Origin of the sequence: Chlamydia psittaci 6BC, assembly GCF_000204255.1 — a bacterium.
GTDB lineage: Bacteria > Chlamydiota > Chlamydiia > Chlamydiales > Chlamydiaceae > Chlamydia > Chlamydia psittaci.
The window spans coordinates 363423-385422 of record NC_017287.1; the positions used below are offsets into that span (position 1 = coordinate 363423).

Consider the following 22000-nt stretch of genomic DNA (forward strand, 5'->3'; position numbering starts at 1 on the left):
AGTTCAAAAGAAGCCTTAACCATTTGAGTAAAAGATTACTGATTACTTGGATGTTTTGGCTTATCGAGTTTGAGGTAAAAGAAGAAGCGGTTATCCGCTTCTCTTTTCTCGTATACCGAGTATAGCTGCCAGTGCTCAAAGATTTTGGTTCCTAAAACCATTTGATATTCGAGATAGTTAGGTGCCTCGGTTCTATGCCAGCCATATCGTAGCGTCAGATGATAATTCCAACAGGGATGCGGACGAACAAAGACCTTCCCTAAAATGAGATTCCGACGATCTGATAAAGGAGAATTAAAAAGTTCTTCAGGAGAGCGACTCACATCTAGAATATAGTTTTCCTTATCACATTTAAGAAGGCTGTACTTGCTTCTATGCAGGAATTCTAAAGTTAAACCGATATTATCACTTCCTACCCATTGCCAAAGCAGATTCATATGATCCCAGCAATGTTTTTTCCATATCCATTCAGCATCTAGAGATAGGGTATTCTTACGATCTAAAGGTAAGGAAATCACGCATGCTGTTTTGGGAAATGTCGATCTTGCAAATGTATTTTTAAAAATTTGTGTTGTCCAAATTTTGGCGGAAGCGCGTGGAGCACTAGGAGAAACACGATTTAATATAAAGGATTCAATACCTATCTTACATAAATGTAGAGAAGAGAAAGCATCATTGATAGAAAAGATATAGTGCTCGTGGTTCTTTGCTAATGGATGTGTTGCCGATGTAAATGAAATAAAAGGCTCTACAATATGCTTGGTGTGTAGGTAATTCTTATATGCTGAAAAACGATAATCTAAATTTATTTGCGCAGAAGCTTGGCAATGACGTTGGGAGGTGTTGGGGACGTTGCCGTAATAAATCGCTGATGCTGATACCGTGGGGGTTAGTGTCCCTATAAGTAGGGGAATCGCACGGTATACTTTAGGAGAGGCCGCAGCTCTCAGTGAAGAAAAATTGGAGCCAGCAATGTTATTGCTAAAAGCAAAGTTTAAATAGCCACATTCAAACAGATTCTCAATGAAAATCCCTGTATTTTTAATATTCACAGGGTGTTGCTTCAAAGAAAGATAGGGAAGTTCTTGATTCACATTCTGGAACGGATTTACCTTCACAGAAGAAGAGAGTTGGCCGTCTAATAGCGCATCATGCCAGGTAAGGCGCACTTGTGTAGGACCAGTATTTTTTAAAGAGAAATTATTTGGAAAAATGTCAGCAACCGTTTCCCAGCTGTCGCTTAAATGATACTCCCCGGATAACTTGGTCTGTTTATGTGCTAGAGAAAAATTTCCATGGAAGCGGTAGCGATCTCGAGGTTCTGCCATATCAATCGCTAAGCGGTGGGCATAGTAACTTTTCATATTAAAGACATTTTCAGGTTTCTCTTTTTGTGAAAAGTGCATGTTATAGCCAACACCTATGCCATGCTTGAAAAAGCTATCTAAAAAAAATGTAGATAGAAAATGCTTTTTAGAAATAGGTGAGTAGCTCACCCCTAAATAAGAACCTAAAAATCCTCCCGTACCTCCGCGGAAATTAATCGGAGGTTTCGGAATTTCCATGGGCATAATAGAAAATTTCGGGAGGAATAATAAAGGAACATTACAAATACTGAATGTGGTTTTCCCTATAGAAAGTACACTGTCTGAAGAGTATTCTAAGTAGTCTCCCGAAAGACAAATATGTTTTTTAGGACCTTCCGATGTGGAGATGTATCCTTTGTGGATAATTAAAGTTTCTGGAGTCAACGTCATCATAGACCCGCCCAAAAACCAAGGATACATTGCAAATCTCCCATTGGTCAAAAGACATGAATCCGTATCTTCGTAGTATTCCAAGTAGTCGCAAACTAATGTCTTTCCTCGGTAATTGACCATGACATTTCCATGAGCAATTAATTTCATGCCACGTTCGGGAACATTGTCTACGTAGGCACGATTTGCCTGTATGCGCAGATTATTATGAATATTGAGGACGCCATCTTCGATATCTAAAGTTCCAGATAGCCCTTTAAAATGGCTCAGATAGGATACTTTTTTCTTTGCAGCTTCTTTATGAGTTAACGCCTCTGAAGAAAATGAACACGACAGTAGTGCTGATAGAAGGAAATAGGGGAAACAACGTTTCATATGTCTTCACTATTCTATCATTTTCATCAATAACCCAGCTAAGATATGACAATTTTTTGCTTTTGTTTGTGTCATTAGCTGAATAAGTAAACGAATATCCTCATGTGTCTTGGATACCACAAGAGTTTCAAGAATATCTAACATGAGTTTTGCACGTATTTCTGGAGTAATTTGATAACGAAGATAAGGAGAATCAGGGTGGGGTTGCTTATCTTCTGTATCAATAAACAATAACGTTTCTTGGATGAGCTCCTGAGCATAACGATGTAGGGATAATTTTTTCTCAGGGTCTTTAGTCAAGTTGTATAATGCTAAATCGGCATAAGCACGGATTACAGGCTCTCCAGGAAGTTGGGATGCTCGTGAAAGGATATCTAAAGCTTGTTGATGAGAAGAATGTGCTAAAAAAGAGATGGCTTTAGAAGCCAGCGCTGTTTTCTGACTTAAGAGTATTTTCTCTATATAAGGAAGATACGCCTCTTTAGGTAGTTGTAAAAGAGAAACAAGGATCTGCTCTTCAGCATGTTGAATAGCAGATAAGGCTTTAGCACGTTCTGTAGGATTTTGAGGGAGGATTACTGCTTGGCATTTCCACCCTTGTGTCGCACGACCTTTGGAAAATGTAGGCACTAATGCTCGGGTATATTGTCGCTGAACTAACCATTCTGTAATGTATGCAAGAAGTTCTGGATGATCGCAGCCTAAATGTATCAAAGCTAGAGCAGCATTTAACTTTGCTTCGCTGTTTTTAGTATGTAAAAATACAGGAAGTACTAAAGGAATCCCTATCTCTTTAGAGAGTAATCGTGCTGTGTATAAAGCTCTAGGGTGTTCTTCTTGTATCTGCTTTTCGAAAATAGGAAGCGCATCCTCTTCTTTACCAATAGCAAGTAACGCTTGAGCCGAGGCTAAAGATAAATCGGGATCGGGTTTCTCTGAAAGCTTTTTTATAGCGTTATAACTTTGACCATCTTTTAACATTCCTAAAGCATATACGGCAGCTTCACGATCTAAAGGGGAAGCGCTGGTTAATAAATGCCGTAGTGTTGGTAAGAACCGTTTTTGTTGGTATTCTCCTATCAACAGAGCTGCATAGCTTCTTGTCGTACTTTTTGTTGAAGAGAGTAACTGACGGATATACGTATCCGCTTCTTCAGTTTCTAATCTTAGGAAAATAGCAGCCGAGAGACATTGGATTTCTTCAGGAAGCTTATAAATAAAAGATTGGAGATGATCGATGACTTTAATATTTTTTAATCCCGCCAAGCGGTAAGCAGCTTCTAAACGAATTACAGGATAGGCCGAGGCTAGAGCTTTGAATAAAAGTTCATCAGAGCTTTTCCCTAAATGTGAAGATAACGCTGATAATACCAACAATTGTTGTAAAGGATCGTTGGTTTCCATTGCTTGCGAGAGAATCTCAAATGCTTCTGCAGAACCTACAATACCCGCGCCAATAATGGTGCTTTTTCGAATGTAGGGATCATCAGAGCGTAATCCCTGTTTTAAACAGTTCTCAGAGATTTTTCTTAATAACGCAAAATCATGGTCTCCTTGCGTTTCTAAGGTGTCTAGATAGGCGGTAAGAGCTTGTTCTACAGATTTTTGGCTCGTATAAAGGATCTTATGACTTACAGGATCAGGAAAACTACTAAAAACCAAACTAGGAAAACTTAAACATAGTCCTAGGGGTATGATTAAACGAGATAATCCCATAAGTTAACGTTAAACTCCAACAAGAGGTGTTTCAGTGTTTTAATCGGAAGACCTTGGACATTATATGCACATCCTTGGATATTATGAATAATCAAGCCACCACCTTCTTGAATACTGTAGCCTCCACATTTATCTAGGGTAGAAAATGCTTTGACATACCTTCCCAAGTACGCTTCGGGTAGTTGGGTAAATGTTACCCATGTGGTCTCTTCTCCAGTGACTAATTTCTTATCTTGCAGAAGCGCTATACTGGTAATTACGGAATGGGTTTGACCACTTAATGTTTTTAACATTTCAATAGCCTCATCATAAGAACCCGGCTTATTGAAAATTTTCCCTTCATACACCACAACGGTATCCGCAGTAAGAATAAGACCTTCAGGATGATGATCCTTCACTATAGACTCGGCTTTACCTACAGCCAATTCGCGAGAATACGCTATAGGATCACCATGATAAGGAACCAAATGTTCTTCAAAATTTGAGGAGATACAGGTAAAAGGAATACGAAAGTATTCTAGTATCGATTTTCTTCGTGGAGAAGAAGAACCCAGGATGAGCTTTGGTTCCATACGCCCTCAATAAAATATATCCTAGACTTACATTCCTTAGGCTATAGCTTTCTACTGCTTGTGTAGTCCGCCATTGTCCCGTCAAAGAAAGTAATCTTACCTTTTTCAAAAATCAATAATTTCGTTGCGCATTCTTCGATGAGGGTTCTGTCATGAGAAACAAATATGGATGTCCCTTTGTAATCATTGATAGCCCAAGCGAGTGCAGAAACAGACTCTAAATCTAAATGGTTATTGGCTTCGTCAAGAATAAGTGTGTTGTGGTTTTCCAACATCATCCCAGCCATAAGCAAACGAGCTGTTTCTCCTCCGGATAGAGCCTTGATCTTCTTGAAAGCGTCATCGCCACCAAATAACATCTTCCCTAAAACGCTACGGATCTCTTGATCGTTAATTCCCGTTTTACGATTACGTAACCATTCGAATAGCGTTTCATCTCCACAATCTTTTAAGACGTCAGAGTGATTTTGAGGAAAATAGGAATAAGCAATTTGATGACCAGTTTTTATAGATCCTTGAGTAGGGGACTCTACACCAGCTAACAGTTTCATTAATGTCGTTTTCCCAAGGCCGTTGTTCCCAATAATTCCTAACTTATCTCCTTGATATATCTCTAAAGAGAAAGGTTGGAATAGGTGAGCTTCGTCATTATAACTTTTGGTAATACCTTCTAGAGAAAAGACAATCTTACCAGAAGCTTTTTCTGATAAAGGGAAACGTATGTAAGGACGCTGAATATTTGATTTCTTTAATTCTTGAGGCTGGAGCTTTTTAATTTCTCGTAAGCGTGATTGTACTTGACTTGCTCGAGAGCCCGCTCCAAATTTAGCCACAAATTCTTTAAGCTGGGCTATTTTCTTTTCTTTGGATTTGATATCTGCTTTCTCTTGATCTCGAGAAGCTGTTTTCATTTCTACCATAGCATCGTAATTTCCAGGATAGATAATGACAGTGTCATAATCAATATCAGCAATATGGGTAGTGATGGTATTTAAAAAGTGCCTGTCATGGCTAACAACAATCACAGTCCCATCATAATCCTTTAAGAAATTCCCTAGCCAGTTGATAGAGTGAATATCCAGGTGGTTGGTAGGCTCGTCAAGAAGAAGAGCTTCAGGATGACCAAACAAAGACTGACATAAAAGCACACGAAACTGTAGGTCTATAGGAATCGTGGACATTTTATTGTTAAATAATGCTTCTGGAATTCCAATTCCTGTAAGTAGTTCTTCAGCCTCAGATTCCGCTCGGTAACCATTTTCTTCGCCAATGATTTCTTCCATTTCACCGAGTTTAATGCCAATAGCATCAGTGAACTCTTCAAGATACAAAGCATCTCTTTTTTGCAAAGCATCCCACAACCGTGCGTTACCCATGATTACGCAGTCTAAAACGGAAACATCACCAAAGCTATCTATATTTTGGCGTAGAATACCTACTTTCTTAGGTAAAGAAATAGAGCCACGAGTAGGTTCTACACAGCCTGTGATAATTTTTAGTAAGGTAGACTTTCCTGCACCATTGGGTCCTGTTAGTCCATAGCGATTGCCAGGGTTAAAGACGACAGACACGTCGTCGAACAGTACACGTGTGCCTAAGGTTTTGCCAATTTTGTCAAGTACAATGCTCATAGCGCATAGCATAACAAAGAGGAGCTTAGAGCACAAGAGGTTTGCCTAAGGTTTAGCTATGGGGGTGGGACTCATCATGTGTTTGCTTTTTAAGCTTCATAGATACATGAGTATAAATAGTTGTGGTTTCTAAAGAACTATGACCGAGCAGAGCTTGAATGGTTTTTAAATCCATGCCGTTCTCTAGCCAATGCGTAGCAATTGTATGGCGGATGGTATGGGGGGTAATATTCCCTGATAAACCCGACTGGCGAAGATATTTTTGAAATTTTCTATCAATAGAGCGAGTCGTTAATCTTTTCCCAAAACGATTTAAAAAAATTGCTTGTGAATCTTTTTCAATGCCTGTTCTCGCAGGATGAGTGAGGTATTGTTGTAGCCATTGTGCTGCATGAGGAGTCATAGGAACAAGACGTTCTTTTTTTCCTTTCCCTCGGATGCGAATGAGATGGGAGGTGAAGTCAATATCCCAGTGGTTTATAGCAACAATTTCGCTGATACGTAATCCTGAGCTATAGAATAATTCTAATAAGCAACGATCACGAAATCCTGTATATTTCGATAGATCCGGAGTTGCCATGAGTATTTCTACTTGCTCATAAGTGATAGGTGAAGGCAGTTCTTTAGGTAATCTAGGTCCTTGAATTGTTTCGGTAGGATCTTCAGGAAGAATACGATGTTTCACACAATACTGTGAGAAGCTTTTAATTGCTGAAAGTCGACGTTTGATTGTGCGTTTTGCTTTGTTTTCTTGCATGAGTTTTAAAATGTAGAGACGCACAGCATCTTTTGTTAGTAGAGAAAAAGGAAGCTCAGCTTCCTGTCTTTCTTTTGTGACTAAACAGATGGGAGGGGATGGGGTGAGCTCACCATGTTTTTCTAAAAAGTTTTTAAAATCATTTAAATCGATACAATAATTTCTTAACGTATGAGGGGAAGCAGTTTTTATATTTTTTAGATAATCAAGAAAAGCATAAAAAGCTGAGACCATAATGTTCCTAAACACTTTTTCTGCAGTATCCTTTATATAGGGATTTATTTAGAAGAAGGGTTTTTAGGGAAGGGATAACTACGGAATTCTTCAGCTGCAGTAACATTAGGGAAAATTTTCCCCGCTTCTATTTCAAACTCTTTAGAATTTAAGTAGCGTGCAGAAAAGTGTGTAAGCACGAGCTGTTGTGCTCCAGCAGCTAAGGCTTGGGTAGCTGCTTGCTTGGCTGTCATGTGGTAGTGACTTTCTGCTAAATGGCGATGCTCTTCAAGATAAGTACTTTCACACAACATAATTCTTGCATTTTTAGCTAAGTCTACAATGGATGGGCAGGGAAGCGTATCTGCGATAACAGCAATGCTATCACCCTTTCTAATATAGCTTAGGTCTTTGAGATATAGGGTTTTCCCGTTTACTGTGACTTGTTCATTACGAAGAAGATCTTGCATAATAGGACCACGTAATCCCGCAGCCTTGATCTTTTCTGGAATGAATTTTACCGTGTCGGGTTCGGTGATTCGCCATCCTAAAGTATCAACAAGATGATTGAGTTTACGCGCTTCGATACGGAAATTTCCAAAATCCTCAACAATCCCTTCTTTATCTATAGGATGTTCAATAACATTGATAGTCTCGTGATAAATCGTGCCGTAGCGTAATCTATCGAAATACTTTTTCCCCGAAGCTGGATAATAACAATGTATGGGATGGGTAACCTTATCCAAGTTTAATCTCATCAGCATAGAGCCTAAACCTAGACAATGATCACCATGAAAATGACTAATAAAGATCCTAGAGACAACAGTAGGAGCAATATTAGCAAAAATGAATTGTCTTTGTGTTCCTTCGCCGGGATCAAAAAGCAAACCTTCGTTATTCCATCGAAATAAGTAGGCTCCTTGATTGCGAGTTCGCGTCGGTTGTTGACTGGAACAACCTAAAATAACTAATTCTCTACAGCTCATAAATTTAGGAGAAAGTGTTCGGGAAAAGGAATAGAATAAACCAATCTAGTAAAAATACTCTACTAGAACTTGCCAGAGAGTGTGGTGAATTTTTATTTTTAATTTAATCTATACAATGCATGTAATTTTCATATTTTTTAGGGAACACAGGTTTAGGTAGTACAATAGGCTGTTGAGTGTTGTGATCACTGGAACTGTCATCCGAATCAAGAGAAGATGAATTAGAAGATGGAGATGAAGAGTTTCTAGGACGAATCAGATTTAAGACTGAGGATGTTCTTCTGCGAGGTTTTTGTACTTCATCAGATGAACTTGCCTTTACTTGCTTTCTTCGGGGAAGGGTTCTCAAACTTCTTCTTTGTCTTCTTTGTAGTTTTGCTTCTTGTTCTTTCGCGTATTTTTTCTCATCTTCTTTGATGGTTTCATGAAGTAAGCGATTGTATCGTACATCTAATTTAGAGAGGTCTAAATCTCTAGGCCGTATATGAGCAACAGGTGGTTTGGATGAGCATGTGATTATTAAAGGAAATAGGATGATGCCAATGAGAAGGGAGATTAGGGCAGCGATGCCAATATATATTCCTTTAGGAGAGAATAGGGCGGCTATAAATCCTCCTATCATGATCACAGCGAGTAAAGCTAGGATGAGTATAGAGATCGAAATAATCAGTCTATTTTTTTGTGAGCTTTCTGTTTTTTGTTCTGAATTTCGGGTTATGGTACAGCTAGTTTGATTTTTGGGAACAGTGGCATCAGGGACTAGTTTAGACGGAGTCATGAAAACTACAACGCAGGTTTATTTTAAAGCGCGTAGTTTAGAAATTTTAATAACATTTGTAAATATACAGTTTTTTTTGTAATGATAATTTAGAACCGTTAATTAAACAAAAACGGTTCTAAATTATCTTCTGAGAGCTAATTAATGTGCGGAAAGGCTACTTTGAAAACATCATCGTAATGAGCCACAAAATGAATTTTCAGTCCTTTTTTTAGATAAGCTGGAAGCTCCTCATAGTCACGACGGTTATCTTCTGGGAAAATTAACACATTGAGTCGGGATCGACGAGCGGCTATGAGTTTCTCTCGAATGCCCCCAACTCCTAATACGCGACCAGTTAGAGTAATTTCTCCTGTCATACCTAAGTTTTCTAAAATAGGTGTATCTAAAAGCAGGGAAAGCAACGATGTGACCATGGTTACACCTGCTGAAGGGCCGTCTTTAGGAGTTGCTCCCTCAGGAATGTGAATGTGTACCTGAGATTTTGGGAAAAAGCTATAACCTGGAGCGTAGCGCTCTAATGCACTATGAAGATATGTCCACGCAATTTGAGAAGACTCTTTCATAACATCCCCAGCCTGCCCTGTGAGATGCATGTCTGTTTTCATTGAGGGAACTTGAACACTTTCGATATATAAAGTTGCACCGCCTAATGATGTCCAGGCTAACCCAGTAGCAACACCTACAGGCGTATGATCATAAAAACGATCACTAGAAAAAATCGGCTTGCCTAGGTAGTCCTGAAGGTTTTTTACATTAATTTTATATTGCGTGTGCTTTGGATGTGCTTTTTCCTGATTTTTAACTATCTTAAGCGCTACTTTTCTTAGGACTTTTTTAATATTGCCATTCAATGTACGCACACCAGCTTCTCGAGCATAGTTGTTAATCATATGCTTTAAAGCTTCGGGTTGGAAGACAATCTCTCGAGCTGTTAATCCCATTTCCTTGCGTGCTCTAGGCACAAGATATTTCGTGGCTATTTGCAGTTTTTCTTCAAGGATATAACCAGAAAGTCGCAATATTTCCATACGATCCAAAAGTGGATCAGGAATAGTATCTAAAACGTTTGCAGTTAGAATGAACAAAACATTCGATAGGTCAACACGGACGTCTAGGTAATGATCTAAAAAATCTTTGTTTTGTTCTGGATCTAAAACTTCTAACAAAGCTGATGCGGGATCGCCGTGATAGCTTGCTCCAATTTTATCAACCTCGTCTATCATAATAACCGGGTTCATCGCTTGGCTTTGTTTTAAAGCTTGCACCATTTTTCCAGGCATAGCACCAATGTACGTGCGTCGATGCCCTTTGATTTCAGCTTCATCTCGCATTCCGCCTACGGAAAAACGGAAAAATTTACGATGTAAAACTTTGGCTATACTACGGCCAATGCTTGTTTTACCCACGCCTGGAGGGCCTACTAGGCAAATGATACTTCCTTTAAGACCTTTGGATAATTTACCAACACTGATCAGTTCTAAGATGCGTTGCTTAATGTCTTCTAAACCATAGTGATCCTTGTTAAGAATAATCTCCGCTTTTTTGAGGTCGTGATACTCTTTACTTTGGATGCCCCAAGGAATAATGGTTAACCAGTCTAGATAGTTGCGGCAAACAGTGTATTCAGCGGACGATGTTTCTAAGGTTTGAAGCTTCTCTATCTCGTCTTGTATAACTTCCATCGCATAATCAGGAACCTGACGTTTTTTCAACCGGTTCATGAATTTCTCTAAGTCAATAGCCCGATCTTCTTTTTCTAATCCCAGCTCTTTTTTGATCGTTTTTAACTGTTCTTTTAAGAAGAATTCTTTCTGGCTTTTTGTGATTGTAGCTTCGATTTTTTGATTGATGCTACTTTGCAGACGACTAAGATCAAGTTCCTTTTTTAGAAGAATCAGAGCTTTGTCAATACGATCATGCATATTGGTTGTTTCAAGAACTTCTTGGAGTTCTTCCCTCGTGGCAGTAGTCAGCGCTACAGAAAAATCCGCAAGCTTTCCCGGTTCTGTAAAATCAGAGTGGCCAAGAAAGATTTGAAGTTCTTCTTTAAATAGAGGGTTGAGCTTTAAAAGATCCTTAATTACTGAAACAATGCTAATAGAATACGCTTTTAATTCTTCAGTTAGCTCTTTGTTATCTTTATGGTAGGAGACGCGTGCTTTGAGATATTTATCTTTAAGAGGTTCTACAATGCGGATACGCTCTTCTATACTTAATAATATTTGTGCGCTGCCTCCTTCTATAGGCATAATACGAAGGATACGCGCGGCAACACCCACACTATAAAGTTGGTTGAAACCTACTTTTAAAATATCCGCGTCTTCTTTTTTAGTAAGAACTAAACCTATGTATTTTTGTGAGGATTTAGCTAGAAGTTTTAAAACTTCATAATAAGGTCCCGATTCTATAAGAATCGGAGCCGCCATACCCGGGAAAAAGGGACGCTTGTTTAGCGGGAGAATAAATAAATCGGAAGGCAAGGAGCGATCATCTGATTTTTCTTCGACTTCCTCGGATTCATCTAAGAGTTTTTCTACTTCTTCAGGATTAGGATCCAAGATCTGAGAGTCGTTATTTATTGTAGAGTCCACAATTGTCCTTATACTAAAATCGTCGGATACTTTTATCTAAGTTGCTCTGATAACTTATTGATAGTAGCACTTTCAATAATAAAGATCCTCTTTTCGATATATTACAAAATAATCGAAATTCGTGCACCTACACAACCACTAAGGGAAATAGCAGAGCTAAGGAATAAGAATTAAAAAAGACGAGGGTTTAACGCAAATCGTTTTTCCTGATTTTAAAAAAAACAATCACTGAATATTTCTTCCTACATGTTTCATATTAAATAATTTCTCATGTTTTTTTATCAGATTTTAATTTAGAATGATTTGCAGATTATCGGGATCACCTTCGTTACTAATTACTTGGATTGTGTGGAGCTCGTAAAAAATTTTCTGATAATTCGCGAATTTTTTATCAGTTTTCTCGCGAGTGCATGGTGTTGCTGGATTTTCTCTGCAAAGAGAATGCGCGATCGTTTAATCAAAAATCACGGTCTTTTTTAGATTAAAAAAAGTTTTTGCTTTTTTTTGTGAATATAACCAATCTATCTTGTGTTTATATTCAGAATTTAAATAATTCTACATCTTTAAAAGTTACTTATTTGTTATTTTTTTTGATTAAAAGTTTTTTAGTTGATATAGTTTTTTTCTGTTCGATTCTAATTTGGGTTATGCATTTTCATAGATACGTTATTATTGATACATCAGGGTATCAACCGTTTTTAGCTTATGTAGATCATCAGAAAGTGTTAAAACAATGGGATCTACCTGTCGGTCCGGACCAGGGACTAGTTTTAGAATTTATTTTTAAAAATAGTTCTTTAAGTTTCCAAGGGATCGGAGTGGCTGCTGGGCCAGGGAACTTTTCTGCAACCCGTGTTGGATTGTCCTTTGCTCAGGGGTTGGCGTTATCTAGAAAGGTCCCGATGATAGGCTACAGTTCTTTAGAGGGATATTTGACTCCTAAGGATAAAGGGAAAGCTTTGATGCTTCCTTTAGGAAAAAAGGGGGGGGTGTTAACTCTTAGTTCAGATCTCTCAGAGGATGGGTTTATTCATGACAAGAATGGGGTGGGTCCCGGCATTTTACTGCCCTATGAAGAGGCCTCTAAGTATTGTTTGGCCAATAACTGTTACCACGTTGTCTCTCCTAATCCACAACTTTTTATTGATAGTTTTTCAAATAGAATTCGGATAGAAAAAGCAGTACCCTCTATAGACCACATTAGAAGAAACGTAGTTTCTCAACTTATGCTTCTAGAGTGCAGTCAGCAATTGACGCCAGATTACCGCAGTTGTTCTTGTTTTTTCTAGCCTTAACATCATTTTCATTAGATAGGGGGAGCGGATAAAATCCATCATCCCGCTTTTTCAGCACGTTGCGAGTCAACTAACTCTTGAAGGGTAATAGATCTGATGGTACAATCGAGGCGCCTCTAACATGGCAGAGTGAGACGTATACCTGTGTTGTTTTAGGCTTAACAGTGATTATTATGCAAAATAAGGTAATGCATGCCCAGTGTTAAAGTTAGAGTTGGTGAGCCTGTAGATCGAGCTCTGAGAATTTTGAAAAAGAAAGTCGATAAAGAAGGGATCTTAAAGGCCGCTAAAGCTCATAGGTTTTATGATAAACCTTCAGTAAAGAAGCGTGCGAAATCTAAAGCCGCAGCTAAATACCGCAGTCGTTAGAAAATATCCTCTCTAGTGGTGTTTGATTTATGGATTACTATGATGTTTTAGGTGTTTCTAAAACTGCTTCTCCTGAGGAGATTAAAAAATCTTATCGTAAGTTGGCTGTTAAGTATCACCCTGATAAAAATCCAGGGGATGCTGAAGCTGAGAAACGTTTTAAAGAAGTTTCAGAAGCTTATGAAGTGTTAAGCGACCCTCAAAAACGTGAGTCCTATGACCGTTACGGTAAGGATGGACCTTTTGCCGGAGCTGGTGGCTTCGGTGGTGCAGGCATGGGCAATATGGAAGATGCCTTGCGCACCTTTATGGGAGCTTTTGGCGGAGAATTTGGTGGTGGCGGAAGCTTTTTCGAAGGCCTGTTTGGTGGTCTAGGTGAAGCTTTCGGCATGCGTGGAGATCCAGCAGGAGCTCGTCAGGGAGCTAGTAAGAAGGTTCACATCACTTTAACATTTGAAGAGGCCGCTCGCGGTGTAAACAAAGAACTTCTTGTTTCTGGATACAAGACCTGTGAAACTTGTTCCGGTAGCGGTGCCGCGAGTAAGCAGGGAATCAAATGTTGTGACCGTTGTAAAGGTTCTGGACAGATTGTTCAGAGTCGCGGTTTCTTTTCTATGGCCTCGACATGTCCTGAATGTGGTGGAGAAGGCCGTATTATTACAGACCCTTGCTCAAATTGTCGAGGACAAGGAAGAATCAAGGATAAACGCAGTGTTCATGTACAAATCCCTGCGGGTGTAGATTCAGGAATGCGTTTAAAGATGGAAGGCTATGGAGATGCTGGTCAAAATGGTGCTCCTGCCGGAGATCTTTATGTTTTCATTGATGTAGAAGCACATCCTGTATTCGAGAGACGAGGGGATGATTTAATTTTAGAATTGCCTATCGGCTTTGTCGACGCTGCTTTAGGAATGAAGAAAGAAGTTCCCACTTTATTAAAAGAGAGTGCTTGTCGTCTTACAGTGCCTGAAGGGATTCAAAGCGGAACGATTCTTAAGATTAAAAATCAAGGATTCCCTAATGTCCATGGCAGAGGACGTGGAGACTTGCTTGTGCGAGTTTCTGTAGAAACTCCACAAAATCTTTCTGAAGAACAGAAAGAATTACTTCGCAAGTTCGCAGCTACGGAAAAAGCAGAAAATTTCCCTAAGAAACGTAGTTTCTTGGATAAAATAAAGGGTTTTTTTTCTGACTTCACCGTATAGATAAGGATAGCACGGATCTATCCCAGGAGCAGATATGGTAGCAATACAGCATGAATTAGGATCTTCTATTAAAGAAGTTCTGAAATTAGTCTGGGGTTTAAGATTTGCTGAAAATAAGATGCTCCTTCTTTCTCGCCAGAGCGATTCTGGAGGGACCTTCCAGTTGTCTTGTGCTGGTCACGAGCTTGTTGGAGTCGTTGCTGGGAAAAGCCTCATTCCTGGGAAGGATTGGTCTTTCCCCTACTATAGGGATCAAGGATTCCCTGTAGGTCTAGGGTGTGACCTTTCTGAGATTTTTGCTTCCTTTCTTGCTCGATTAGCTCCGAATCATTCTTCTGGTAGGATGATGCCCTACCACTATTCCCATAAAAAACTCCGTATTTGTTGCCAATCGAGTGTGGTAGGTTCGCAATTTCTTCAGGCAGCGGGACGTGCATGGGCTGTAAAACATACCAAATCTAACGAAGTAGTTTACGTCTCTGGAGGGGATGGATCAACTTCTCAAGGTGAATTTCATGAGATGTTAAACTATGTTGCGTTGCATAAGCTACCTGTAGTTACAGTCATACAGAATAATGCTTGGGCGATCTCCGTTCCTTTTAAAGATCAGTGTTCTACAGATTTAGTACGTTTAGGGGAGAGTTATCAAGGTCTATCTGTTTATGAGGTAGATGGTGGTGATTACTTTGAGCTCGTAGATACTTTTTCTAAAGCTGTAGATCAAGCTAGACATGCCTCGGTTCCCGCGTTAATTCTCGTCAATGTTATGCGTTTAGAGCCGCATAGCAACTCTGATAACCATGAGAAATATCGTAGTCGTGAAGATTTAGATCATTGTAAGAGTAATGATCCTTTAGTCCGGTTAGAACGGCTGATGATAGATGAATGTGGCATTTCACCCGCGGAGATTTTAGATATAAAAGCAGAGGCTGAATTCGAAGTTACTCGTGCTTGTGAAATCGCTGAGGGTATGCCCTTCCCTAGTAAAGGTTCTACGAGCCATGATGTATTTTCTCCGCATACAACTTCTTTAATTGACTATGAAAATTCTTTAGAAGCTCAGCGTTTGCGCGACACTCAACCAAAAGTTATGCGTGATGCCATTACAGAAGCGCTCATTGAAGAAATGAGTCGTGATTCTGGTGTGGTTGTTTTCGGTGAGGATGTAGCTGGAGATAAAGGTGGGGTTTTTGGTGTTACTAGAGGTCTTACAGACAGGTTCGGAATCGAGCGTTGTTTTAATACACCGTTAGCAGAGGCCACCATTATAGGAACAGCTATTGGTATGGCCATGGATGGGATCCATAAGCCTGTTGCTGAGATTCAGTTTGCAGATTATATCTGGCCCGGTATTAATCAATTGTTTTCTGAAGCTTCGAGTATTTACTACCGTTCTGCTGGTGAGTGGGAAGTGCCTTTAGTTATTCGTGCTCCTTGTGGAGGTTACATACAAGGTGGCCCCTACCATTCACAAAGTATAGAAGCGTTTTTAGCACATTGCCCGGGCATCAAGGTGGCTTATCCATCTAATGCTGCAGATGCAAAAGCTTTGTTAAAGGCAGCTATTCGTGATCCTAACCCTGTAGTTTTTTTAGAACATAAGGCGTTGTATCAACGACGTATTTTTAGTGCATGTCCGGTATTTTCTTCGGATTATGTTTTGCCTTTTGGTAAAGCGGCTATCACTCAAGTAGGTTCAGATTTGACCATTGTTTCTTGGGGAATGTCTTTAGTTATGAGTATGGAAGTAGCTAAGGAATTGGCAGCTTTAGGTATTTCTGTAGAGGTTATAGATTTACGTACGATAGTACCTTGTGATTTTTCTACTGTTATAGAATCAGTTAAGAAAACGAGTAAGTTACTTATAGCTCATGAGGCGTCAGAGTTTTGTGGGTTTGGTGGGGAGCTTGCTGCCACTGTAGCCGAGCAAGCGTATGCATATCTCGATGCACCTATTAGACGTGTTGCGGGATTACATGCCCCAGTTCCTTATTCAAAAATACTGGAAAACGAAGTTCTTCCTCAGAAGGAGAAAATCTTTCAAGCAGCAAAAAGCTTAGCCGAGTTTTAGTTGCGACTTTCATTAAATGCTTTCTGTAAGATGTTCAATAGTGGAAGTTCTTTTAGGTGGTTTACAGTAATTTGTAGTACTGTCTTGTCTTTGTTTTTTTCTTCTATGTCTATGGCTTCTAATAAGGCTAGAGCACATAGAGAATACCAGCGTTCGTATTCTTCTTGAGAAGAGCTCATATCGCTGAGTCCTAAAAGCTCCATCTGTATAGAGGAAATACCGTTTTGGCGACAGATATGGAAACATTTTAGGTACGCATCCACCAGATTTTCAAAAGCTTTCTCGTAGTTAAAATCTTGCCAAGTCATTGCTTTGGACACGTGTTTATTCGTATGAATCAGTGTTGCTATGGTGGGGGGATTGATGAAGATCAGATAAGAAGCGGGAGCTGTTATCTGTGATTTATTTACCCAGGGTCCGTAGGCGATCTCTCCAGGAGGGAATGTTCTAGAACCTGGTTGTGTGATCTCATTCCAACAATCTTTTTCTATGCGTCCGATTAAAGCGAGTGTTCTGTTAATCGCATAGCTGAAATTTCTTTCTGAATTTATGCATAGAAGTATAGCAGAGTTCTTATTCTTTAATAGAGGATCGTTTAGAGGGTGGCCTTTATGAAAACAGAGTCGCAGATGTGTATTCTGATTATGTAGATATACACACTCTGTATTTCTATGTATTTTGTTGGCTCGGGGTGCAGCGTGTTCCAGTGTAAAGGTCGTCCTCAAACGGTGGGCAACGCTTGATAAAGTCAAGTCTGTAAGTTGAATCGAAGGGGTAGACTGACTTTTGCTGAATACTATTAAAATCATCCCGCAAAGAACCATAAAAAGTACACCCGCAATAAATAAGGGTAGAGATAAGAGAAGTGATGGTTCTATAGCTATTGTGAGTACCCCTCCAAGCATACAGGCTATACTCAAAGCAGCAATCCCATAGGGAATACGCGACTGCGTTACCTTGTGACTCAGAGAGTACTCATGACTTAATGAAGGAAGATGAGGACTTTTATCCGTGTCATACACCACGAGCATAGATACAACCTAAGCTTAACAACACAAAAGATTTATCTAAAAATGATGAAATAAGGATGCTTTATTCACAATAAAGTTTTGATAGAAGGTAGAGTTTACCCATGTTTTATAACTCAGAAATTGAGTGTAGGGATGGATTTTCTGGGGTTTTTGTTTTTTCTAAGCTCACTCCGATATGGAATACGAAAATGAGAAATAGAGTGAGTTGCCAAGGGGATAGGGGTGAAGGTGCTAAAGAGATAAGGACATTGTGACCATGAAGACAGGGCTGTCCAATTAGCCAGGAGATACAGAATTCTGTTATAGGTACCAGGCACGGTAAGGCAAGAGAAAAGAGAATAAGAAAGAAGATAGGAAGGACGCATAGAGGGAAGAAGAGGTTAAAGATAAGACCATCTAAAGGTAGGGACCCGAAAAAGTTTACAGTAGGGAACAAGAGAAAGATTTGTGAGGAGAGTCCTAGGGATAAGGCTCCCCAAATATAGCGAAGGAAAGGAAGTAAGTATTTTGGTGCTATTTGCTTCCACGGTGTATAGAAGAAACGAAAAAGGTGAGAAAAGAAAAGTAAAATACCCGCAGTAGCTAAGAAGCTTAACGCGAATGCAGGAGTAAGCGGGGAGAAGACGCATGTGCAGAGAATACAGCCTATGCCTAAACGATTGAAGCTTGAGCATACACCAGAAGAAAAAGGAGAGAGACAAAGTAAAGATAAGGAAATCCAAGCACGCCATACTGAAGGAGTCCCTGGAAACAATAGGGTGAATCCCAGAAGTATAATAAAGGTAAGAAAATATTTTATTTTTGTTGGAAAGATATAGAAAAAGAAAAACAACAATGAAGCACATAGGGAGAAATGCCACCCAGAAATGGCAAAAATATGAGCCAACCCCTTCTTTTTGAAAATGTCTTTTAAGTGTTTGGGTAAGGGAGTGCCAAGAAGCAGACTGGATGCAAAAGATCCTGATTCTCTAGAAGAAAAAAGGTTGAGAATGCGTCGATGACATGTTTCTCGTAGTTTGTGGTGCAGTAGTGCTATTCTTGAAGGCTGTATTTCTTTATAGCAACCATTAGACTTAAAAATAATTTGGGATGTATGATTTAACGTCGTTCCTTTTAGATGGTATTTTTTATTTAGTTCTAAGTGCGCATCTACAAGAATAGTACAGGGAACATGACGGTGTTTTTGTCCACAAGGATACGACAAGTGAATAGCTTCTCCAAAATATCGATTTTCTTTCCCCGATTTAATGACAAAGCTTCCCGACGCGACTCCTCCATGAATAATAGAAGAAGGTTCCGATAGCATGATTAGAGGGATAAGCCAGCAAGCTCCTATAAACAGTTGGTGTTTCAGTTGTTTGGGGATAAATGGATGAAGAGCTACAAGGAGTATAGCCCCACATAGAGGGTAAGGACGCGATATTATCCCCGTTATCCAATACAATGCACTAATCAATAAAGGATGTTGTTGTTGAAAGTATCGGCAAGAATGGATTAGCTGTATCCATAGGGAGTGTAAGGTGTGAACAAGGACAGAGGATGAAAAAGTTTCAAAACGTATTAGCATCAACTCATTCTTTCCCTCAGCTCGAAGTATATTCTGTAGAACAATTACGAGAGGAAATGTCTTGGGAAGCAATTTCCAAGAAGGCTCCGCGCTTGCCCCGAGGTTGGTACGAGCTCATGGGACTATCGAAAAAAGATAGATTAGACTTTTGCCAAGAGTATTGGCTTACTGTTTTGGGAATAGATGATAATCAATTCCCAGGTATTTGTCGTTTTTTTTCTCTTTTAGATAGTTTAGATGTCTATATTTACCGCTCTGCTAATGAGCCCTATGGCGTCAAAATGCTCTACACTTTTAGTGATGGGCGTTGTGGATTTCAAGGTGAGCCCCCCTTGTTAGATATGAAGGGGTACTGTTTCCCTAGTTTAGGGGATGACGGGTATTACAAATTTTTTACCATCCACAATGGATTTGGTAAATGGGAAGATGAAGGGATTTTTTCTTACCGTTCTCTCGCTAAGGTACAACATAAATTGCAGCAGCTCCTCATCCGTCTGGGCAAGATTCCTCATGACGACGATTGTGCATCTTTGGGGATTTTCCCTTTTTATGGTTATGAAGAACCCTTGACTTACCAGTGTTTTCTTTTTGATCCGGAAGTGCGTAGGGATTTTCCCTCTCCTAACGTATTGTTAAGTACGGAAAGCCTACAGCATAGAACTTTAGGAAGTATTGAACTTTTACATTTAACTACAAGTCACTATCCTTCTTTTATTTCTTGGCTAGAAAATTACTTACATAGTGAAGAGGTGTATAGTGGATGAATGTAGAGAGTGTGTTGTAGATATCGAGAATCCGGAAGAGCCTGTGGATTTTGATAATGAAGAAGAATTAACCTGTGTATGTGTTGTAAAAAACACTTCTGGAATCCATGTGCGTCCTGCGGGGGCCATTGTAAAGTTGTTTGATGGCGAAGAATGTGAGGTAAATTTTACCTATGCGGGGAAGACGGTAAATGCCAAAAGTATCATGAGCATACTTATACTAGGGGCTCCACAAAATGGAGAGATTTTCGTGCGTATTAAAGGGAAAGATGCAAGTCGGGTATTGCAAAAAGTGCAGAATGCCTTTGACTCAGGTTTTGGAGAGTTGTAAATGAACACACCCACACCTTCTCTAGAGCAAAATAAGGAATGGCGAGTTCCTGGCATGACTTTAGTTCCTGGGGTAGCTATAGGAAAAGCTTTTTTCTTAGGTACTTCTCCTCTGCAAATTCATGAACTTACCTTGCCTCAAGAAGAGGTGGAACACGAAATACACCGTTATTATAAAGCATTAAACCGTTCCAAATCTGATATCGTTGCCTTAGAACAAGAAGCCCAGGGTAAGCAAGGTCAACAAGAAATCTCTTCCATACTCCAAGCACATCTAGAGATAATTAAAGATCCTATTTTGACAGAAGAGGTTGTCAATACCATCAGAAAAGATCGTAAAAACGCCGAATACGTCTTTTCTTCTGTTATGGAAAAAATAGAGGAGTCATTAACTGCAGTTCAAGGAACTTCTCTAGCTGTAGATCGTGTTCAGGATATCCATGATATTTCTAATCGTGTGATTGGGCATTTGTGCTGTCAGCATAAGAGTTCTTTAGGTGATGCAGATCAAAATATCATTGTTTTCTCTAAAGAACTTACTCCTTCAGAAGTCGCTAGTGCGAATCCCTCATATATTCGTGGATTTGTTTCTTTTATTGGGGCGCCGACATCGCATACAGCTATCGTTTCTAGAGCGAAAAATATTCCCTATTTAGCGAATTTTTCTCAGGAAAACTGGGAGCGTATTCAAGGATATACCGGAAAACTTGTCTTGATAGACGGTATTCGTGGCGAGATTATTTTTAATCCTAAATCAAAAACTCTTGAAAATTGTTATAGGCAAAAGAGTACTTCATATAGTGTAAAATCGTATCCTCAACCGTCCCCACGCGCGATAGTATCTTCGCATGCTGCAAGCCTTGAAGAGCTGCGCATGCTTTCGGAGTTCTTTCCACAAACTTCTATTGGGTTATTTCGTTCTGAATTTCTCGCTATAGCTGAAGATCGTTTACCTACAGTAGAAGAACAAGCAGGAGTTTATAAATCTTTAGCCTTGTTTCCTGAGCGGGTCTCGGTATTACGTTTATTTGATTTTGGTGAAGATAAGCTCTGTCCTGGTCACGAGCCGATCAAAGAGCGCTCCATACGTTATTTATTGAAAAACTCGCATGTGCTTGACGATCAGCTTTGTGCTATTTTAACAGCTTCGGTATCAGGTTCTTTGAAAGTGTTAATTCCTGGAACTGCTGATGTTATAGAAATCATAGAAGTAAAACGTCGGTTAGAGAATATACGTCGTTCTTTTAACAAAGATCATGCCATAGAAAATATCGTCTGGGGAAGCATGATAGAACTTCCTTCAGCAGTATTGATGATTGATGAGATTCTTCAGGAATGTGATTTTATTTCTATAGGAACGAATGATCTCATGCAATATACCTTAGGGAATAATCGAGAAACGGTACTTCCTCATTATCTTGATAATCCACTGCATCCTTCGGTGATGCGCATGATTCGTCATGTAGTTTCTAGTGCGAAGCAGCGCGATGTTCACGTATCTATTTGTGGAGAGGCTGCAGCAAATCTTTCCTTAACACCATTTTTCTTAGGCTTAGGAGTCCAAGAACTCGCAGTGGCTATGCCAGCAATTGTAGAATTGCGAGAAAGAATAGCATCTTTAAATTTCAGTGATTGTGTAGAACATACGGAAAAGTTATTAAAAGCCAGGACCTGTGCAGAAGTTCAGGCCCTGTTAGCTTAAAAAGGCATGCCAGCACGCATTACAGATAATTCTTTGTCCATAGCATCTTTAGCTTCTTTAAATGCTGAACGGAAAAGATCTTCAACAACTTCAGGATCTTCAGGATCAAGACAGGTAGGCTTCACTTTTACAGAGACAATATCACATTTACCATTGATCACTATGGAGACGAGTCCATTACCAGCTTGTCCTTCATAGTGCTTTTTCTCTAGAGCAGCTTCCATTTCTAGAAATTGTTGTTCCATGATTTTTGCTTCTTTTTTCTTTTTTGCATACCCACTTCCCAT

The 22000-nt window shown here is 39.5% G+C and carries 18 protein-coding genes; 7 read left to right on the plus strand and 11 right to left on the minus strand.

Going from position 1 to position 22000, the window contains the following annotated elements:
- Positions 1–35: 35 nt before the first annotated feature.
- The 8 genes from G5O_RS06745 to lon form a co-directional block, all read right to left on the minus strand.
- On the minus strand, positions 36–2132 hold the full coding sequence (locus G5O_RS06745) for a CT351 family outer membrane beta-barrel protein (RefSeq protein ID WP_006342993.1): 2097 nt from the start codon (positions 2130–2132) through the stop codon (positions 36–38).
- A 9-nt stretch (positions 2133–2141) separates the two neighbouring features.
- Entirely contained in the window at positions 2142–3848 is a 1707-nt protein-coding gene (locus G5O_RS06750; RefSeq protein WP_006342994.1) for a HEAT repeat domain-containing protein, read from the minus strand.
- The gene (locus G5O_RS06755; RefSeq protein WP_006342995.1) at positions 3830–4420 is read right to left on the minus strand and encodes a Maf-like protein; all 591 of its coding nucleotides are present in this window, start codon (positions 4418–4420) and stop codon (positions 3830–3832) included. The genes G5O_RS06750 and G5O_RS06755 overlap by 19 nt, the downstream gene beginning before the upstream one ends.
- A gap of 41 nt (positions 4421–4461) precedes the next feature.
- Positions 4462–6051 (minus strand): ABC-F family ATP-binding cassette domain-containing protein, encoded by a 1590-nt coding sequence (locus G5O_RS06760; RefSeq protein ID WP_013747344.1) that lies wholly within the window; start codon positions 6049–6051, stop codon positions 4462–4464.
- A 52-nt stretch (positions 6052–6103) separates the two neighbouring features.
- A complete protein-coding gene (locus tag G5O_RS06765; RefSeq protein ID WP_006342997.1) occupies positions 6104–7042 on the minus strand; it encodes a tyrosine recombinase XerC in 939 nt (312 codons plus the stop codon).
- Between the two features lie 44 nt (positions 7043–7086).
- A complete protein-coding gene (locus G5O_RS06770; protein WP_006342998.1) occupies positions 7087–8007 on the minus strand; it encodes a ribonuclease Z in 921 nt (306 codons plus the stop codon).
- Between the two features lie 103 nt (positions 8008–8110).
- Positions 8111–8785 carry an IncA family protein gene (locus G5O_RS06775; RefSeq protein WP_006342999.1) on the minus strand — a complete coding sequence of 225 codons (675 nt, stop codon included), beginning with the start codon at positions 8783–8785 and terminating at the stop codon, positions 8111–8113.
- Between the two features lie 137 nt (positions 8786–8922).
- The gene (gene lon, locus G5O_RS06780) at positions 8923–11379 is read right to left on the minus strand and encodes an endopeptidase La (RefSeq protein ID WP_006343000.1); all 2457 of its coding nucleotides are present in this window, start codon (positions 11377–11379) and stop codon (positions 8923–8925) included.
- Between the two features lie 647 nt (positions 11380–12026).
- Here lon and G5O_RS06785 point away from each other — a divergent pair.
- The 4 genes from G5O_RS06785 to G5O_RS06800 all read left to right on the plus strand — a co-directional run bounded on the left by G5O_RS06785 (position 12027) and on the right by G5O_RS06800 (position 16319).
- Positions 12027–12668, plus strand: a complete 642-nt coding sequence (locus G5O_RS06785; protein ID WP_006343001.1) for a tRNA threonylcarbamoyladenosine biosynthesis protein TsaB — start codon at positions 12027–12029, stop codon at positions 12666–12668.
- Between the two features lie 198 nt (positions 12669–12866).
- Positions 12867–13043: a 30S ribosomal protein S21 gene (gene rpsU / locus G5O_RS06790; RefSeq protein ID WP_006343002.1), complete on the plus strand. Its 177-nt coding sequence runs from the start codon at positions 12867–12869 to the stop codon at positions 13041–13043.
- A 29-nt stretch (positions 13044–13072) separates the two neighbouring features.
- A complete protein-coding gene (gene dnaJ / locus G5O_RS06795; RefSeq protein ID WP_006343003.1) occupies positions 13073–14248 on the plus strand; it encodes a molecular chaperone DnaJ in 1176 nt (391 codons plus the stop codon).
- A 34-nt stretch (positions 14249–14282) separates the two neighbouring features.
- Positions 14283–16319 (plus strand): alpha-ketoacid dehydrogenase subunit alpha/beta, encoded by a 2037-nt coding sequence (locus G5O_RS06800; protein WP_006343004.1) that lies wholly within the window; start codon positions 14283–14285, stop codon positions 16317–16319.
- Here G5O_RS06800 and G5O_RS06805 read toward each other — a convergent pair.
- Positions 16316–17350, minus strand: a complete 1035-nt coding sequence (locus G5O_RS06805; protein ID WP_006343005.1) for a macro domain-containing protein — start codon at positions 17348–17350, stop codon at positions 16316–16318. The two genes, G5O_RS06800 and G5O_RS06805, sit on opposite strands and share 4 nt — an antisense overlap.
- Positions 17351–17456: 106 nt before the next feature.
- A complete protein-coding gene (locus G5O_RS06810; protein ID WP_006343006.1) occupies positions 17457–18917 on the minus strand; it encodes a ComEC/Rec2 family competence protein in 1461 nt (486 codons plus the stop codon).
- Here G5O_RS06810 and G5O_RS06815 point away from each other — a divergent pair.
- Genes G5O_RS06815 through ptsP form a run of 3 tightly spaced genes read left to right on the plus strand, consistent with a single transcriptional unit; the run spans position 18890 to position 21713 of the window.
- Positions 18890–19681, plus strand: a complete 792-nt coding sequence (locus tag G5O_RS06815; protein ID WP_006343007.1) for a hypothetical protein — start codon at positions 18890–18892, stop codon at positions 19679–19681. The genes G5O_RS06810 and G5O_RS06815 overlap by 28 nt on opposite strands.
- A gap of 43 nt (positions 19682–19724) precedes the next feature.
- A complete protein-coding gene (locus tag G5O_RS06820) occupies positions 19725–20012 on the plus strand; it encodes an HPr family phosphocarrier protein (RefSeq protein WP_016980260.1) in 288 nt (95 codons plus the stop codon).
- Positions 20013–21713: a phosphoenolpyruvate--protein phosphotransferase gene (gene ptsP, locus G5O_RS06825; RefSeq protein WP_006343009.1), complete on the plus strand. Its 1701-nt coding sequence runs from the start codon at positions 20013–20015 to the stop codon at positions 21711–21713.
- On the opposite strand, the gene G5O_RS06830 is transcribed toward ptsP, so the two are convergent.
- Positions 21710–22000 carry a YbaB/EbfC family nucleoid-associated protein gene (locus tag G5O_RS06830; protein ID WP_006343010.1) on the minus strand — a complete coding sequence of 97 codons (291 nt, stop codon included), beginning with the start codon at positions 21998–22000 and terminating at the stop codon, positions 21710–21712. The genes ptsP and G5O_RS06830 overlap by 4 nt on opposite strands.

Excerpts from the sequence above, each read along its gene's own strand:
- G5O_RS06800 (WP_006343004.1), top strand. The coding sequence starts at position 14,283 with ATGGTAGCAATACAGCATGAATTAGGATCTTCTATTAAAGAAGTTCTG.
- rpsU (WP_006343002.1), top strand. The coding sequence starts at position 12,867 with ATGCCCAGTGTTAAAGTTAGAGTTGGTGAGCCTGTAGATCGAGCTCTG.
- G5O_RS06785 (WP_006343001.1), top strand. The coding sequence starts at position 12,027 with ATGCATTTTCATAGATACGTTATTATTGATACATCAGGGTATCAACCG.
- G5O_RS06810 (WP_006343006.1), bottom strand. The coding sequence starts at position 18,917 with ATGCTAATACGTTTTGAAACTTTTTCATCCTCTGTCCTTGTTCACACC.
- G5O_RS06755 (WP_006342995.1), bottom strand. The coding sequence starts at position 4,420 with ATGGAACCAAAGCTCATCCTGGGTTCTTCTTCTCCACGAAGAAAATCG.
- G5O_RS06770 (WP_006342998.1), bottom strand. The coding sequence starts at position 8,007 with ATGAGCTGTAGAGAATTAGTTATTTTAGGTTGTTCCAGTCAACAACCG.
- G5O_RS06760 (WP_013747344.1), bottom strand. The coding sequence starts at position 6,051 with ATGAGCATTGTACTTGACAAAATTGGCAAAACCTTAGGCACACGTGTA.
- G5O_RS06765 (WP_006342997.1), bottom strand. The coding sequence starts at position 7,042 with ATGGTCTCAGCTTTTTATGCTTTTCTTGATTATCTAAAAAATATAAAA.
- G5O_RS06815 (WP_006343007.1), top strand. The coding sequence starts at position 18,890 with ATGAAAAAGTTTCAAAACGTATTAGCATCAACTCATTCTTTCCCTCAG.
- G5O_RS06805 (WP_006343005.1), bottom strand. The coding sequence starts at position 17,350 with ATGCTCGTGGTGTATGACACGGATAAAAGTCCTCATCTTCCTTCATTA.
- ptsP (WP_006343009.1), top strand. The coding sequence starts at position 20,013 with ATGAACACACCCACACCTTCTCTAGAGCAAAATAAGGAATGGCGAGTT.
- G5O_RS06745 (WP_006342993.1), bottom strand. The coding sequence starts at position 2,132 with ATGAAACGTTGTTTCCCCTATTTCCTTCTATCAGCACTACTGTCGTGT.
- G5O_RS06750 (WP_006342994.1), bottom strand. The coding sequence starts at position 3,848 with ATGGGATTATCTCGTTTAATCATACCCCTAGGACTATGTTTAAGTTTT.
- dnaJ (WP_006343003.1), top strand. The coding sequence starts at position 13,073 with ATGGATTACTATGATGTTTTAGGTGTTTCTAAAACTGCTTCTCCTGAG.
- G5O_RS06775 (WP_006342999.1), bottom strand. The coding sequence starts at position 8,785 with ATGACTCCGTCTAAACTAGTCCCTGATGCCACTGTTCCCAAAAATCAA.
- G5O_RS06830 (WP_006343010.1), bottom strand. The coding sequence starts at position 22,000 with ATGGGAAGTGGGTATGCAAAAAAGAAAAAAGAAGCAAAAATCATGGAA.